General features: G+C 48.2%; 14 protein-coding genes. 7 read left to right on the forward strand and 7 right to left on the reverse strand.

Annotated features, from left to right (window positions below; translation table 11 throughout):
• Nucleotides 1-302: type II toxin-antitoxin system RelE/ParE family toxin (locus tag AAC599_RS15250; RefSeq protein ID WP_340151262.1), on the forward strand; the 302-nt coding region annotated here is incomplete at its 5' end.
• A 10-nt stretch (nucleotides 303-312) separates the two neighbouring features.
• Nucleotides 313-600 carry a helix-turn-helix transcriptional regulator gene (locus AAC599_RS15255; RefSeq protein WP_340151263.1) on the forward strand — a complete coding sequence of 96 codons (288 nt, stop codon included), beginning with the start codon at nucleotides 313-315 and terminating at the stop codon, nucleotides 598-600.
• 429 nt (nucleotides 601-1,029) lie between these two features.
• On the opposite strand, the gene AAC599_RS15260 is transcribed toward AAC599_RS15255, so the two are convergent.
• The 6 genes from AAC599_RS15260 to AAC599_RS15285 all read right to left on the reverse strand — a co-directional run bounded on the left by AAC599_RS15260 (nucleotide 1,030) and on the right by AAC599_RS15285 (nucleotide 6,373).
• Nucleotides 1,030-1,341, reverse strand: coding sequence for a hypothetical protein (locus AAC599_RS15260; protein WP_340151264.1), 312 nt, complete (start codon nucleotides 1,339-1,341; stop codon nucleotides 1,030-1,032).
• Between the two features lie 101 nt (nucleotides 1,342-1,442).
• A complete protein-coding gene (locus tag AAC599_RS15265; protein WP_340151265.1) occupies nucleotides 1,443-2,129 on the reverse strand; it encodes an IS6 family transposase in 687 nt (228 codons plus the stop codon).
• Between the two features lie 61 nt (nucleotides 2,130-2,190).
• Nucleotides 2,191-3,072 carry an enoyl-CoA hydratase/isomerase family protein gene (locus tag AAC599_RS15270; RefSeq protein WP_340151266.1) on the reverse strand — a complete coding sequence of 294 codons (882 nt, stop codon included), beginning with the start codon at nucleotides 3,070-3,072 and terminating at the stop codon, nucleotides 2,191-2,193.
• 179 nt (nucleotides 3,073-3,251) lie between these two features.
• Nucleotides 3,252-3,977, reverse strand: a complete 726-nt coding sequence (locus AAC599_RS15275) for an FCD domain-containing protein (RefSeq protein WP_340151267.1) — start codon at nucleotides 3,975-3,977, stop codon at nucleotides 3,252-3,254.
• 120 nt (nucleotides 3,978-4,097) lie between these two features.
• Nucleotides 4,098-5,249 (reverse strand): CoA transferase, encoded by a 1,152-nt coding sequence (locus AAC599_RS15280; protein ID WP_340151268.1) that lies wholly within the window; start codon nucleotides 5,247-5,249, stop codon nucleotides 4,098-4,100.
• Complete coding sequence (locus tag AAC599_RS15285; RefSeq protein WP_340151269.1) at nucleotides 5,246-6,373, reverse strand: CoA transferase; 1,128 nt, start codon at nucleotides 6,371-6,373, stop codon at nucleotides 5,246-5,248. The genes AAC599_RS15280 and AAC599_RS15285 overlap by 4 nt, the downstream gene beginning before the upstream one ends.
• 107 nt (nucleotides 6,374-6,480) lie before the next feature.
• Between AAC599_RS15285 and AAC599_RS15290 the strand changes: the two genes are divergently transcribed.
• The 5 genes from AAC599_RS15290 (at nucleotide 6,481) to dctP (ending at nucleotide 11,402) form a co-directional block, all read left to right on the forward strand.
• Nucleotides 6,481-7,353 (forward strand): enoyl-CoA hydratase/isomerase family protein, encoded by an 873-nt coding sequence (locus AAC599_RS15290; RefSeq protein ID WP_340151270.1) that lies wholly within the window; start codon nucleotides 6,481-6,483, stop codon nucleotides 7,351-7,353.
• Between the two features lie 21 nt (nucleotides 7,354-7,374).
• Nucleotides 7,375-8,145 (forward strand): SDR family oxidoreductase, encoded by a 771-nt coding sequence (locus AAC599_RS15295; protein WP_340151271.1) that lies wholly within the window; start codon nucleotides 7,375-7,377, stop codon nucleotides 8,143-8,145.
• Between the two features lie 240 nt (nucleotides 8,146-8,385).
• On the forward strand, nucleotides 8,386-8,919 hold the full coding sequence (locus tag AAC599_RS15300; RefSeq protein WP_340151272.1) for a TRAP transporter small permease: 534 nt from the start codon (nucleotides 8,386-8,388) through the stop codon (nucleotides 8,917-8,919).
• Nucleotides 8,920-10,212: a TRAP transporter large permease gene (locus tag AAC599_RS15305; protein ID WP_340151273.1), complete on the forward strand. Its 1,293-nt coding sequence runs from the start codon at nucleotides 8,920-8,922 to the stop codon at nucleotides 10,210-10,212.
• A 110-nt stretch (nucleotides 10,213-10,322) separates the two neighbouring features.
• Nucleotides 10,323-11,402, forward strand: coding sequence for a TRAP transporter substrate-binding protein DctP (gene dctP, locus AAC599_RS15310; RefSeq protein ID WP_340151274.1), 1,080 nt, complete (start codon nucleotides 10,323-10,325; stop codon nucleotides 11,400-11,402).
• Between the two features lie 582 nt (nucleotides 11,403-11,984).
• On the opposite strand, the gene AAC599_RS15315 is transcribed toward dctP, so the two are convergent.
• Nucleotides 11,985-13,343, reverse strand: a complete 1,359-nt coding sequence (locus tag AAC599_RS15315; RefSeq protein ID WP_340151275.1) for an amidase — start codon at nucleotides 13,341-13,343, stop codon at nucleotides 11,985-11,987.
• Between the last annotated feature and the right edge of the window lie 58 nt (nucleotides 13,344-13,401).

Below are 13,401 nucleotides of genomic sequence, written 5' to 3' on the forward strand. Positions count from 1 at the left end.
TTGAGAAAGCAGATGCCATAGATTTATCAGAACTTTTTCCTACATTTTTGTCAACTGACAAATTGTCACAGTTTGGTTACATGACAACACCGCTCAAGCACGTTTCCTCTGACAAAGCCGGCCAAGGTCTTTTTGAAATCCGGACCAAAGGCAAAGAGGGCATTTCCCGTTCGGTGTTTTGTGCGGTGAAAGGCAAGGAAATTGTAATTCTGATTACTGTGATTAAGAAGGCAAACAAGATACCAAAGCGGCAGATGGATACGGCGATGAAGCGAATGAAGGAGGTTCTGAGTGATGACTAGGCGACCAACGATGAAACAATTTCGGGACAGGGCTTTACAAGACCTGAAAGTAAAGGCTGAATATGAAGCTCTTTCATCAGCCTTTGAGATGAAGCGCCAAATGATTTCTTTACGGAGAAAGGCTGGCCTTACACAAGAGCAGATGGCTGATTTACTGGGTACAAAGAAGAGTAATATTTCCCGGCTGGAAAGGGTGGATTCAGACATTTCCCCGCGCTTGGCAACTGTTGAAGAATATGCTCGATTGTTGGGCTATTCGATCAAGGTGGAGTTCGAGCCGGGTTCAAAGGCAGGATAGGACCAAGATTAACGATCATTGGCAATGAAAGACTACATCAGCTTCCCTGTTCTCAGAAAAAATTTCCCTGATAGAAATTTAATTTTCCTTGTTATCTTAGCTAGGGGTTATGGATAAAGATATAATGAAAATAGGTAGTTAAAGCGTATTCTATACAGAAATTGCGTCGAAATAGCCAAAATTCCCTGTATTTTCCCTGTTTAACAGGGAAAATGGCAGAGACGGGTTCGCATGAGACTGCTAACTCCACCACTTGATCTGAGGCGAACCTGAGACCAATCCAGGTTCGCCTCTGAACCCCGCAGTTCCGCGGCTTCGAGGTTATACTGTGATCTCAGAGACGCTTGGAGTGGCTCCATAAGACCGCTAATCCCCATTCGTCTCTACAGGCCACTTTCCGTGTCCAATCCATTGATATTACTGCTGGAGTCAGGCTGGATATCCGAGCTGTATTCGCTGAGCTTTCCAGTCAAATGCGAGGGAGCGTAGTCGTTGAAGCTGCCTGACCGTCAAGGTTTCCGGCTGACGGCCTGCCAATATGTCTTCAACGATTTTCGGCGACAAAAATGCCAGCGGAAGAACCCTGCTAATCTCGGTAACGAATACAGGTTCACGAGAAGCAATTTCCTGAACAGACTTTGCCTCTCCTGATGCTAGTTGATCAAACCAATGCCTGGCCTTGGCAATCAGACGACAGAGATCCGGATCAGGCTGATGGGTACTGGCATGACCGGCAATCACCAGTTTAGCCTCTATACGGTGCTGTCAGACTAATGCGACCGCGTCTCCATATAGCGCAGAATGGCACAAAAATGCCTCTATTATGCCACGCTAAGTTGCCGCTACTCAGCCAGTGCGACATTTCTTTGAAGCTTGAATGTTTCTCGACTGGTTAGATGGCGTTCATGGTTGAAGTGACTATGGATGGATGCGTGAGTAGATATAAACTTCTGCAAGCTTCCCAGGCGTCTAAACTTTAGCATTGCGTATTCTCGTCGCCGGAATGGTAGATGGGAGTTTTCGCAGCGATTGTTCTTCCACCGGCCGATCTCTTGAATCTCTGCATTCCCGATGGTCTTCATAGCGGCACGATATGAACGCAATCTATCTGTAACTATTTGATTTGGCCTCCCATAACGTTTCATAAGTTTTTTAAGAAATACTATGGCTGCCTTACGATCCCGCCGCTTTGAAACAAAGGCTTCCAGAACTTCTCCCTCATGGTCGACGGCCCGCCACAGGTAATGAATTTCTCCATTGATCTTCACAAAGACTCCATCAAGGTGCCATTTCCAGTTTGAATAATTCTGAGAGGGATGATTACGCTTCTTTCGGATCTCACTGGCAAACAAAGGACCAAATCTGTTCCACCAATAGCGCACTGTTTCATGGCAGATATCAACGCCCCGTTCATGAAGAAGGTCTTCGACATTTCGTAGAGAAAGCGGAAACCTAATGTACATCATCACCGCAAGGCTGATGATCTCAGGCGAGGTTTTAAAATAGCGAGAGGGGTTCTTTTTTGTCATTCAGAGAGAGTAAGAATCGATAGATTGGCAGACAAGCTATTTTCTTCTGACAGTGCCCTAATTATATCTCAGGATCGTTTGGCTGTGTTTTATAGAAATCCTCACGCTCATGAGTTGAGGCGCGCACGCCTTTGTCACGTTTGGTTTTCATGAAGTTATACTCGCCAGGTTCATAGCGGATATTAGTCGCTAGAGTATGCAATAGAGGTCCGTAGGTAAACTGGCCGTTTACGCCGAGCATCTCAAGTGCAAGCGTGGTAGAAGCTTTGCCCATGGCGATGCCATCTCGTGGAAGTCGGGCGATTTTCTCCGCCCATTCCTCGCCTTTTTCGGTTAGGTCGGCAAGCGGGACGACCTTGTTTACAAGACCAGCATTCAGTGCCTCCTCAGCGGACCAGATTTCTGCCATAAGAAGAAGCTCACGTGCTTTGCGGGCTCCCAGCGTGACAATTTCCCAGGCATCGAAATAAGCTGCCCCTGACAGACCAAGACGTTGTTCAGGATGCCCCATCCGAGTTGTATCCGCAGCAATCACGAGATCACATGCTTCTGCAAGGTACAAGCCTCCACCCAGGCAAAAACCCTTGGTTAACGCCAAGGACGGTTTAAGAGAGGTAAAAATACGCTGAAATCTCTCGACATACTCCTTATCGAAAGCGAGCTTGGACCGTTGGCTGGGACGTCGGTTTGATTGAGGGCCTGAATTGGAACCGCCGCCTTTCGTAAGATTGCCAACTTCAGAAAAATCATGGCCTGCGCAGAAGTCGTCACCCGCACCTTGCAAAATTATAACGCGGACATCATCGTCGTCTTCCGCCATGTCGTAACATGTCATTAGCTGCCGCCACATATCGTTGCTCATGGCGTTTTTCTTTCTTGGGCGATTTAGGGTAATGTAGGCACGTCCGTTCATGGCGTGATAATCAACATTTCCTGATTCCATTCTCCGTCTCCTTGCCTGCAAATTTCAGATTCTGTTATTTGGATCATTTTTAGACCGAAGCTATCAAAGGGTGACCCATTAAGCAATGAGAAAAAAGAGGGGGCCTTTTTTATTCAGGATGACATTGCAGGGAAGTTTTCAACCTCAAAAGTGAGGCGCAATTTGAAGGAAGAAATTATTCAATTTTTCGTTGCGACTTTTGGTTTGGCCGCTTCTCGATAATAGGCTTCAAGCCGCACAAGGTTACTTTGCATTTCGAGGCTTGCGGCCTCGGCATCTCGGGCTAGAAGATATTTCATTAACCGCTTTCTGGAGGGTATAATCATGTCATTGGGCGGACTGCCAATTTCTTCAGCCATTTTGCGGTTAAAACTGATAACGGCATCTGTCAGAACTTCGAGGATTGGATTTTTTGAAGCTTTGGCCAACTGTTTGTGAAACCGAAAATTTGCCTTAGATCGACGTGGGATATCCCCTGCCTCTGCTGCTTCTACAGCTTCCAATACGCAGGCTTGCAATTCCGCTAAATCTGCTTCAGTAGCACGCTCACAAACGAGACGAGCGGCGGCTGTTCCCACAATGGTGCGCGCTTCCCCCAGGTGCTCGGGAAGGATCGTCCCGAGTGCGAATAAATGCTGAAAGCTGGACACGACGGTTGAGCTTGATCCTTCACACACGAATGCGCCCCCAGTTGCGCCTTTCTTCAGTTCAATTATGCCAGCTGTCTCCATTGCACGAATAGCACCACGAACTGTATTTCGGCTAACCTGGAATTGTGTTGTCAAGGCCCGCTCTGACGGTAATTTGTCGCCTGGGCGGAGTAAACCCAACTCAATACGTTTCCTGACCTGAGATGTAATGCTATCCACAGCTCGGCTATCACCAACGGGTTCAAAACTGTCCATATCACACCTAAAATCTGAATGGCACAAACGCGCTTCTTACCCGCTAAGCTAATGTCAATTGCTTAGTGCGGCAAGCAGGAAGAAAGTTCTCGTGCTCTCAGATGCCACATCAAGTAAGTTCTAGTCCGGCCATTTTGCACCTCCATCCAATAAAACTTCTGCATTTGCTTCACCGAGAAGGGGTGGCGGCAGGCGAACATCATTCGGCGTTTTTGAATGAAAGATAGGAATTCCCAGAATTGGAATTTTCCCGCCTTGAAATTCTGTTTCATGCACCATCGCTTCACGGATTTCGGGCATGTTAAGGGCTTCTTCAAGTGTACGGACAGGTCCAAACAGAACATTGTCAGACGAAAATTTATCTTCCCAATATGCAAGGCTTTCTTGTGCGATCCTGGTGGAGATCAGTTCGTCGACTTCTTCGCGGCGTTCTAGTCGCAAGTCCGTGGTACCGAAGCGCTTGCCATTGCTAAATTGCTCGACTTCCAGGCAACGCCTGAGCCCTTGCCAATATTTATCATTATGGGCGATGAGGGTGAGGCTGCGTTTATCGCTCGTGCCATAGGTGTTGTAGGGCACAATTTGAGCGCTCTCGTTTCCGCTGCGCTGCGGATATTGACCATGCAGCAAAGTATATTGCTCGCGGGGCTTCATTCCGAAAATGGTTGATTTAAGCATATCCACTTCGACTTTCTGACCCTCACCAGTGCCGTGACGAGCATTCAAAGCTGACAGAATGGCAATAACTGCCATCATGGGCGTTAGAAAATCAGCGTAGGGTGAGGCGACAATAAGCGGTCCGGTTTCTTTCGTGCCATTCAAATCCATCAAGCCCGATAGCGCCTGAATGATCGGGTCGAGCGATGGCTTATCCCCATAGATTGAATTTGAACCAAAACCACTCATGGAACAATAGATGAGGCGGGGGTTATTTTGCTTCAGGATATCATACCCAAGACCCATGCGCTCAGCCGTACCGGGACGGAAATTTTCAAGTACAACATCCGCATCCTTCGCCAAATCCTGTATTATCCGGACGTTTTCCGGCTTTTTCAGGTCCAACGCCAGGCTGCGTTTATTCCTGTTCAATCCCAGGAAATATTCGCTTTCGCCAAGATAGCGCGATTGTCCGGTTTCGCGCATGGTATCACCGGTTTCTGGCTCTACCTTGATAACGGTTGCGCCCATGTCACCAAGAGTCATTGAACACAGAGGTCCCGCCATCATTTGCGTGAAATCCAACACTTTGATTCCGATCAGCGAGCCACTCATTTTTTCGATCCTTTTTCAGTATCAACGGGTTCAATCCGTAGCGGTGTATATTCCGGAGTTAGCTTCTGGCCGTTGAATATTGCCGGATAACGGGCGGCTCTCATTTTATCACCTTCGTTTCCAATGAAGCTGTAAATTTCATTATGCTCGACGGCTGGGTCGTTCAAATGCTCATCAATAGTCCATACCGGCCCCGCAGGAACATCATGCAAATCGAACAGATTTAGCCATTCTTCGCTCGTACGGGTTTTCACGACGGCAGCCACCTCGCGATTGAACGCCTCAGTTCGTTCGACTGGATGTGAGATGCTTGTCAATTCCTGCTTCAGTAGAGATTTTCCGATAGCGTCCAACGTGTTCGACATTTGCTTGCCGTTAACAGGGCAGATCAGGATATGACCGTCACTGGTTTCGAACATAGTCGTGGGCGTCCGTTTAATGGGCCGTGTGTCACCTTCGAAAATCCGCGCCTGTAACATATCGGGGACATTAAAATAACTGGTTGCGTCAAGCATGGCGAGATCAACATCACAACCTTCATTGTTCCTCTCGCGCTGAAATAGAGCCGCAAGAATCGCCTGTGCCGCCTGAGTCCCGACCACTTTATCGACGATCCAGATTGGCGACAGGCTCGGTTCGGCTTCTGGCAGGCCATATTGACACATTCCAGTTCGCGCCTGAATAAGAGAATCATATGTTGGCTTGCCAGCCATTTCACCGGTATCGCCGAAACCGGAAATCGCCAGATTGATGATTCTTGGGTTCAATGCGCGGATCGTTTCGCGGCTCAGGCCGAGCTTTGCGGCTACAAGAGGGCGCCAGTTACTGATCAGAACATCTGCAGTAGCGATTTCTGCCAGGGCCACTTCGAGGTCTGCCGGATCTTTGAGGTTGAGAAACATGGATCGCTTACCGCGGTTACTGCTAACCCAAGTCGCACTCAGCTTGTTGTTTTGTACACCAAAACGCCTAAACGGATCACCGCCTGGCGGCTCCACTTTAACGACATCAGCCCCAAGATCGGCCAGTTGAAGCCCCGCATAGGGTCCTGTCAGATACGATGATGTTTCCACTACTTTAATCCCAGAGAGCGGGCGTTGCTCCATCCCTTGTACTCGATCCACTTAGAATTCCTCCATTTTGCAGTTCCTTATTGACCTGCAAATTTAGTCATTGACTTCCGTATTGAATCCGCCGACCATATCAATGGGTCACCCAAAGGACAATAGAAATGTTATTTGCAGAAACCAGCGATGAAATCTCCTACCTTGCCAAAGACGGGAAGGCTTATATTACGTTTGAGCGGCCGCAAAAACGCAACGCACTGACGTATGAAATGTTCAATCAGTTGATGGCTTTCATGCGCGTTGCTGAAGAGGATGATAACGTTCGTGTGATCATTTTTCGTGCCGAAGGCGAGCACTTCTGTAGCGGTCACGATCTTGCGCAGGTCGGCAAGGAATATGGGTTTGATCCGGCCAACAAGAAGCGCCGTCCCAGTCAGCGCGCACGATTACATTGGGACAAGCATCATATCGAGCAATTTAGGGATATTTGCTTTTCGGTGAAGCCAACTTTGGCGCTAATCAAGGGATATTGCGTTGGTGCCGGCTTACATCTTGTCGAGGCATGCGATCTTGCGATCGCAGATGAAACTGCAAAAATCGGCCACCCTGAACAAAAGATTGGACTGGCAGGCGCAGCGTATATGACAACATGGAACATTCTTGCCCATGGCCCAAAAAAAGCGCGTGAAATTCTCATGTTGGGAGAGATTTTGACGCCTCAGGCAGCAATGGAGGTTGGCTTTGTCAACAAGGTTGTGCCAGCAGGGTTGCTGGACGATGCGGGAGAGGACTGGGCTGAACGGATCGTTCGCTTGCCACGCGATGCCGTAGCGTTTGGCAAGGCCGCATTCCATCTTGCGTATGATTCCCTTGGGCTGAATACGCAGTTTACGCAAGGGTATGTGATGCACGCATTGGGCACCAATATCCGGTATGAGGAAGATGAATTTAATTTCATGCGGGAGAAACGCGACAAGGGGGTCAGTAGTGCCGCTCATGATCGCGAGGACCATTACAAAAAAAACAAAGACGCTTAGAGCGAATTTCGGAGGGCCGATATGGCAACATATAATCTGGTCGATCGCACCACCGTCGTCTTGGGCGGCACCAGCGAAATTGGGCATGCGATTGTTGACGCGCTGACACGCTGTGGGGCCAACGTTGTTTTTCAAGGGACTCGCCAGCAGGCTGCTGATGAAATTGTGGAAGCCTGTAAGGGGAATGCCGGGAGCTGTACGTTCAAAGCCGCAGACTTAATGGATTATGATCAAGTCGAGAGCGTATTTCGGGACGCGGAAGAGATCTATGGACCTGTAGCTGTTGCCGTATGCAGTGGCGGCGCGCGGAGACCCCCACCGATGCTCTTTAACGATATGTCAGCGCAAGACATGGTGGATGGGTTTAATAATCGAATTACCCCGCGTGTTTTGGGACTGAAGGCAGCAACCAAGGTCATGATACCACATGGTTACGGCAAGGTAATCCTGATGTCGACGGATGCAGGCCGGACGCCTACACCAACCGAAACCATTATCGGTTCATCCGGGGCATTCGTGAATTATCTGGCGAGGACAGCTGGGCGAGAACTGTCGCGGAACGGGGTTCGTGTGAATTCTGTAGCGATCACCATCACCGAAGGAACAAAGGCATTTGGTGAGCTGACAGGCAAAAAATCAGTGTTCGATAAGATGAGAGAGAAGGCGGCGTTCGGGCTTATTACTCCGCACGATGTCGCTGACTATGTCCTTTACCTTGCTGCACAGGAATCTGATCGCATATCGGGCTCGACAATGAGTTTAAACGGGGGCGTATCATTCCCAGGATATTGAGTATGACGGCACGGATTTGGAAGCCGATCGGTCGGAAACGGCGACCTGATCTTTAAACCGATAAAGGCAAGAAACTTGGATCCAAAATTAAAATATAAAAGGGGGGGAAATGCCGGAAAAGACAAATCGCAAAATCAACATGATAAGCCTGCCTGGTCAAGCCTTGACAGAAGTGAAGTCCGGCTCCGCAGTCAATGAATATTGCATGCTTGGTCCCATATGGGCGGAAGTCGTAGAGAGATGATAGCAACAGGGCTTGAAAAACTACTATTGATCATTGCTCGATTTTTGAATGCCGTCTCTGCATACTTGATATTGCCATCGCTGGCGATTGTAATCGCAGTAGATGTCACCATGCGTTACGTCGTGGGAAAACCAATAATAGCCGCCGCCGAAGCCAGCCAGTTTTTGCTGCTATTGCTCTTTACGCTAGGGCTGAGCTTCACCACGCATACTGAACAGCACATTCGCATGGATATGCTTCTTGGTGCTATGGGGAAGATGTCACGCCTGATAGTCGAATTTTTATCAATGATCGCTGGGATTATACTGTTTGGCGCGTTAGCAATCCAGTCATACCGAGATATTTCCTATTCGCGTTTGATCTCTGAGCGAACCGAGGAATTGGAAATGTTGATTTGGCCCATCCAAGGATTGCTTATGGCTGTTTTCTTCTTTGTTTGTCTGCAGATTTTTATACGAACACTACTGAAAATTTTCACGCATTCAACTGCTACGGATCCCAACAAAAACATAGAAGCAGGAGTAGAGTAAATGGATCCAATCGTCGTCGGATACATTGTCATGGTGATCATGATTGGAATGATTGTTATTGGTGTGCCGATTGCATTTGCACTCGGGTCGGTTGGTCTTGTTGGCATATCAGTTGTCGTTGGATTTCAGCAGGCGTTCAGCCAGGCGACCATGGTTTATGCACATGAGGGGACGAATTTTGTCCTGATTACCGTTCCGATGTTTGTGCTTATGGGTAACCTGGCCAATCATACGGGTATTGCGGCGGGTCTCTTTCGTGCGACGGCTAACACGCTTGGCCGTTTGCCCGGCGGACTTGCTATTGCAGCTGTATTCGGTTCGGCGGGTTTTGGTGCAATTTCCGGGTCCAGCACAGCAACTGTTCTCACCATGGGCCGTATTGTAATGCCCGAACTCAAGAAATATAATTATGACCTTCAATTGGGAGCTGGTGCCCTTTCTGCCGCAGGTACCCTTGGCATACTTATCCCGCCGAGCCTAATCTTGATCTTTTATGGCATCATGACGGAGAACTCTATCGGGCAATTGTTCATAGCTGGCATTGTGCCAGGCCTGTTGACGGTTCTGCTGTTCAGCCTGGTAATTTTCTTCACGGCTGTCTTGAGACCAGAAAAAGCGCCAACTATCGGAAGCCCCGGCGCTAAGGAAATTGTTAGATCTCTGAGCGGGGCTGTGCCCATAATGGCCCTTTTCGCCTTTATTATGGGCGGCATCTACTTCGGTATTTTCACACCGACGGAAGCCTCTGGAATTGCAGTAGTCGGCGTTACTCTCTACGGCATAATTACACGTAAGCTGACGTTGTCGATCGCAATGCTGGCGCTACGTGAAACGATTGTAACAAGCACGATGATCTTCACAATCATTGTCTCCGGGTACATCGTTTCGCGGTTTGTCGCTGTTACTGGGATTACCGAAAATCTGATTCAGTTCATCCAGTCTTTTGATTTAGGGCCGTATCAGTTTATTGCAGTCGTCACGTTGGTCTATCTGGTGCTGGGTTGTGCGCTTGATGTACTTGCCATGCTCATTCTGACGGTTCCATTCATTTATCCGATCATTCTGCATTATGGGTTCGATCCGATCTGGTTCGGAATTTATATCGTGGTAATGGCTGAAATAGCGTTAATCACTCCGCCATTAGGACTGAACATTTTCGTCATGAATGCCATTTCTCCGGATATATCCTTGTTCCGTATCTATAAAGGGATTGCTCCTTTCGTTGCGGCAGAACTTCTTGTGGTTGCTCTGCTGACCGTCTTTCCGATGATTGCCCTATGGTTGGTCGGATGACAGCTAAACCACATAAATTCTCAAAACTAACAAGTATTGATTCAACAATGCGACCATTCCGATGCTTCCCACCAAAAAAGGGAGCAAATTACAATAAAGGGAAAATAACCATGAAAAAACTACTCTTGATCGCTGCGACCATGGCGATATCAGTGTCGGCTGGCACCTCTAAGGCCGAAGAATATACTTTACGTTATTCGCAGCACCACTCTTCTCAGTCAGCACCATATACGGAAGTTACTGTTCCTGTTAAAGAATTTATTGAAAGGGAAAGTGGGGGTCGTATTAAAGTAGAGACCTTTCCGAACGGCGTTCTGCACGGCGGTAAAGATGGGTTCAAGGCGCTGGTGACAGACGTTACAGATATTGCACCAGCCTATCCGCTTTATCTGCCGAGCAGCTTTCATCTCACGAATGGCATGTTTTTGCCCGGTGCCTTTGAGTCCGTGTACGCTACGATCGAAGCCGGTGAAGTTCTGTACCCGAAATATTTGAAATCTGAGTATCAGGCCATGGGGATTGAGCTTTTCTTCACTGGTGCCAGCGCTCCGTATCAATTGGTATCAACCAAAAAAGTTGACTCTCTGGAAGGTCTGAAAGGAATGAAAGTTCGTGGGTCAGGTGGCGCTGTCAATCAAATGGTGGAATCGCTTGGCGCAACTCCGGTGACGATACCCTCAGCTGAAATTTACTCTGCATTTCAGCAAGGTCTGATTGATGGGGTTCTGGTGCCTACTGAGAGCATCCTCACCTTTCGGCTGCAGGAGATTGCCAAATATTACGTGCCACTGGATCTGGGCCGTGCAGGACATATCCCATTTGGGCTGAACAGAAAAACCTATATGTCATTACCGGATGACCTGAAAAAGGTTGTGTATGACGCTGGCCGTTACGCAAGCTTGAAATATGCGGACTTCAATCAGAAAGGTATCGACAATGCCCTAGCGGCGATGAAGGAGGCTGGCGTCGTTACGATCGAATTCTCGGATGAGGATAAGGCAAAGATCGCCGCAGCACAGAAGGTACTTTGGGATGAATTTATAGCCAAAAATGAATCTGACGGCTATCCGGCGAAGGAATTTGTCACAGAAATGCAAGCGCTGTCAGCCAAATATGGTGATATGCGGCATGACGAAATGATCGAAGAACAGAAGGCCAATCCTGTCAAAGGTATCTTGCCAGACATGTAAAGGTCTAGTCTTGGTTTGGAATTTTCAGATCAAGGATTACATGACTATGTGCCGGGTAGGTGACAACCCGGCACATTGATTTTCACCTGGGAAGAAAATATGCCATTGCCACATCAGCTAACTACAGTTTTAGCGACGCCCCAATAAAATTGTTTAAGCGGTTGCGATTGAAGATTCCTAAACGCCCTGTGCTTCAGCGCGCCAGAGAAAGTACTGCTTTCTTCGGATAACGATGGTCATCTCGTCTAGGTGCCAGATATTATTGGGAGTAGAGTGACAGGATCTCAGGTTTCTGGCAATTGGCTCGCCAAATTTCAGAAACCATCGTCGAACTGTTTCGTATGAAATATCTAACCCGCGTTCCGCAAGCAAATCTTCAACATCTCGGTAGATCAGCGTAAATCGCGCATAATGCCAAACTGCATGTCGAATGATGCCGGCAGGAAAGCGTCCCCGGGAATAGGAGATCTTTTGCATCGACCGAGATAGACCATCATAAATTTTCCCGCCACAAAGTTAATGTGACAAAACCCAAGCATATTTACTGCGACAGTGCCCCATGTAGAAACTTTAACGGAAATTTTAGGGGGCGCCCAAAGATGATAATATTTGCTTTGCAATTGTTAAAAGTCTTTCGTCATGGCCTGGTTTACCCATAAGCATGATTCCGATAGGGAGATTATTCTTTGAATTGGTAACTGGAATGGTCAGACAGGGTAATCTTGCGAGATTACCAATCCAGCAGAACCAGGTCATACTGTTTTGCGTTGATGTTTGGACGCCGCCAAATTCCTGCCACATTTCACCAATGAGAGGCAGGGTAACAGGAAGTGTAGGAAGTACCAAAGCATCCCACTCGTCGATTTCAGATAATAAGTATCGGGAAAATCTTTCTTTAAGTTGATAAGCTCGGGCAATCTCAGTTTTGCTTAAACGAGCGCCAGCTTCAAGTGAGGAGCGTACCGAGGAAGAATATTTTGAGGCACATTTCGTATAAAGTTGGCGGTGATATAAGGCCGCCTCATATAATAAAATGGTTTGCCATGCCGCAAAGTAATTTTTGAACCCTTTTAAAGCCAGGTTACGGTGGGGTGTTCTCGCCTTATTAAGGGTTTGCAGCATGGCACTTTCGACTTCATCTGAGCGTTCCAGACGTTCACCCGTAATATTGAGGAGCCGAATCGGTTGGTCACGCTCCCATTCAACTGACTGGGGCATCTGGCAGTTGCTGGTAGATCCTTCATCCGGCGTGAAAAGCAAAGGTAATAACAATTCAATATCATCAAGTGATGTAGTGAGTAGGCCAGGAGTATCCAGTGATTGGCTCAGCGGCAAAATTCCCTGACAGGACGCTCGGCCGGTTGTAGGCTTGAACCCGAAAACGCCGCAGGCTGAGGCAGGTATTCTTACGGAGCCGCCCGTATCGCTTCCAAGCGCAGCATGCACAATACCTGCCGCTACCGCCGCTGCGGAACCGCCACTGCTTCCACCGGTGATGTGAGACGGATTATGCGGGTTAAGGGATGGGCCAAAACATGAAATGGTATTCGTTGCGCCGAAAGCCCACTCATGCATATTTGTTTTACCAAAAATTATGGCACCGGCTGTCCTTAGATTTGCAATGATTTCGGCATCTATACCGGAATGTTCCAAGGGACGAGCATTTGAACAGGCTGTTGTGGGATAGTCGCGGGTCAGATAGTTGTCTTTAATCGCGATCGGCAATCCATCAAGCGGGCTTAAGGCGCAGTCGCGGTTACGCCTGTCGTCTGATGCTTGAGCTTGCGAGAGCACGATAGCGGGGTCAAGCGCAACAAAAGCATTAAGAGAACGGCACTTCTCTGCGCGCCGTAAGGCAGTCATCGCCAGTTCGGTCGCGGTTGTGGCTCCCTTTTCCAGCGCATAGCTTTGCGCAGCTAATGATTCAGGTAACTCAGTCATTGTCCGACCCCTCATGTTCGCCTGCAAATTTCCGGACTGCATTTCTACGGGAAAAATT

Source organism: uncultured Sneathiella sp. (assembly GCF_963976355.1).
In the GTDB taxonomy this organism is placed as follows: Bacteria; Pseudomonadota; Alphaproteobacteria; order Sneathiellales; family Sneathiellaceae; genus Sneathiella.

Coding starts and splice junctions, on each gene's coding strand:
- AAC599_RS15280 (WP_340151268.1), bottom strand. CDS start 5,249: ATGAGTGGCTCGCTGATCGGAATCAAAGTGTTGGATTTCACGCAAATG.
- AAC599_RS15255 (WP_340151263.1), top strand. CDS start 313: ATGAAACAATTTCGGGACAGGGCTTTACAAGACCTGAAAGTAAAGGCT.
- AAC599_RS15265 (WP_340151265.1), bottom strand. CDS start 2,129: ATGACAAAAAAGAACCCCTCTCGCTATTTTAAAACCTCGCCTGAGATC.
- AAC599_RS15290 (WP_340151270.1), top strand. CDS start 6,481: ATGTTATTTGCAGAAACCAGCGATGAAATCTCCTACCTTGCCAAAGAC.
- AAC599_RS15275 (WP_340151267.1), bottom strand. CDS start 3,977: ATGGACAGTTTTGAACCCGTTGGTGATAGCCGAGCTGTGGATAGCATT.
- AAC599_RS15270 (WP_340151266.1), bottom strand. CDS start 3,072: ATGGAATCAGGAAATGTTGATTATCACGCCATGAACGGACGTGCCTAC.
- AAC599_RS15295 (WP_340151271.1), top strand. CDS start 7,375: ATGGCAACATATAATCTGGTCGATCGCACCACCGTCGTCTTGGGCGGC.
- AAC599_RS15305 (WP_340151273.1), top strand. CDS start 8,920: ATGGATCCAATCGTCGTCGGATACATTGTCATGGTGATCATGATTGGA.
- AAC599_RS15315 (WP_340151275.1), bottom strand. CDS start 13,343: ATGACTGAGTTACCTGAATCATTAGCTGCGCAAAGCTATGCGCTGGAA.
- dctP (WP_340151274.1), top strand. CDS start 10,323: ATGAAAAAACTACTCTTGATCGCTGCGACCATGGCGATATCAGTGTCG.
- AAC599_RS15300 (WP_340151272.1), top strand. CDS start 8,386: ATGATAGCAACAGGGCTTGAAAAACTACTATTGATCATTGCTCGATTT.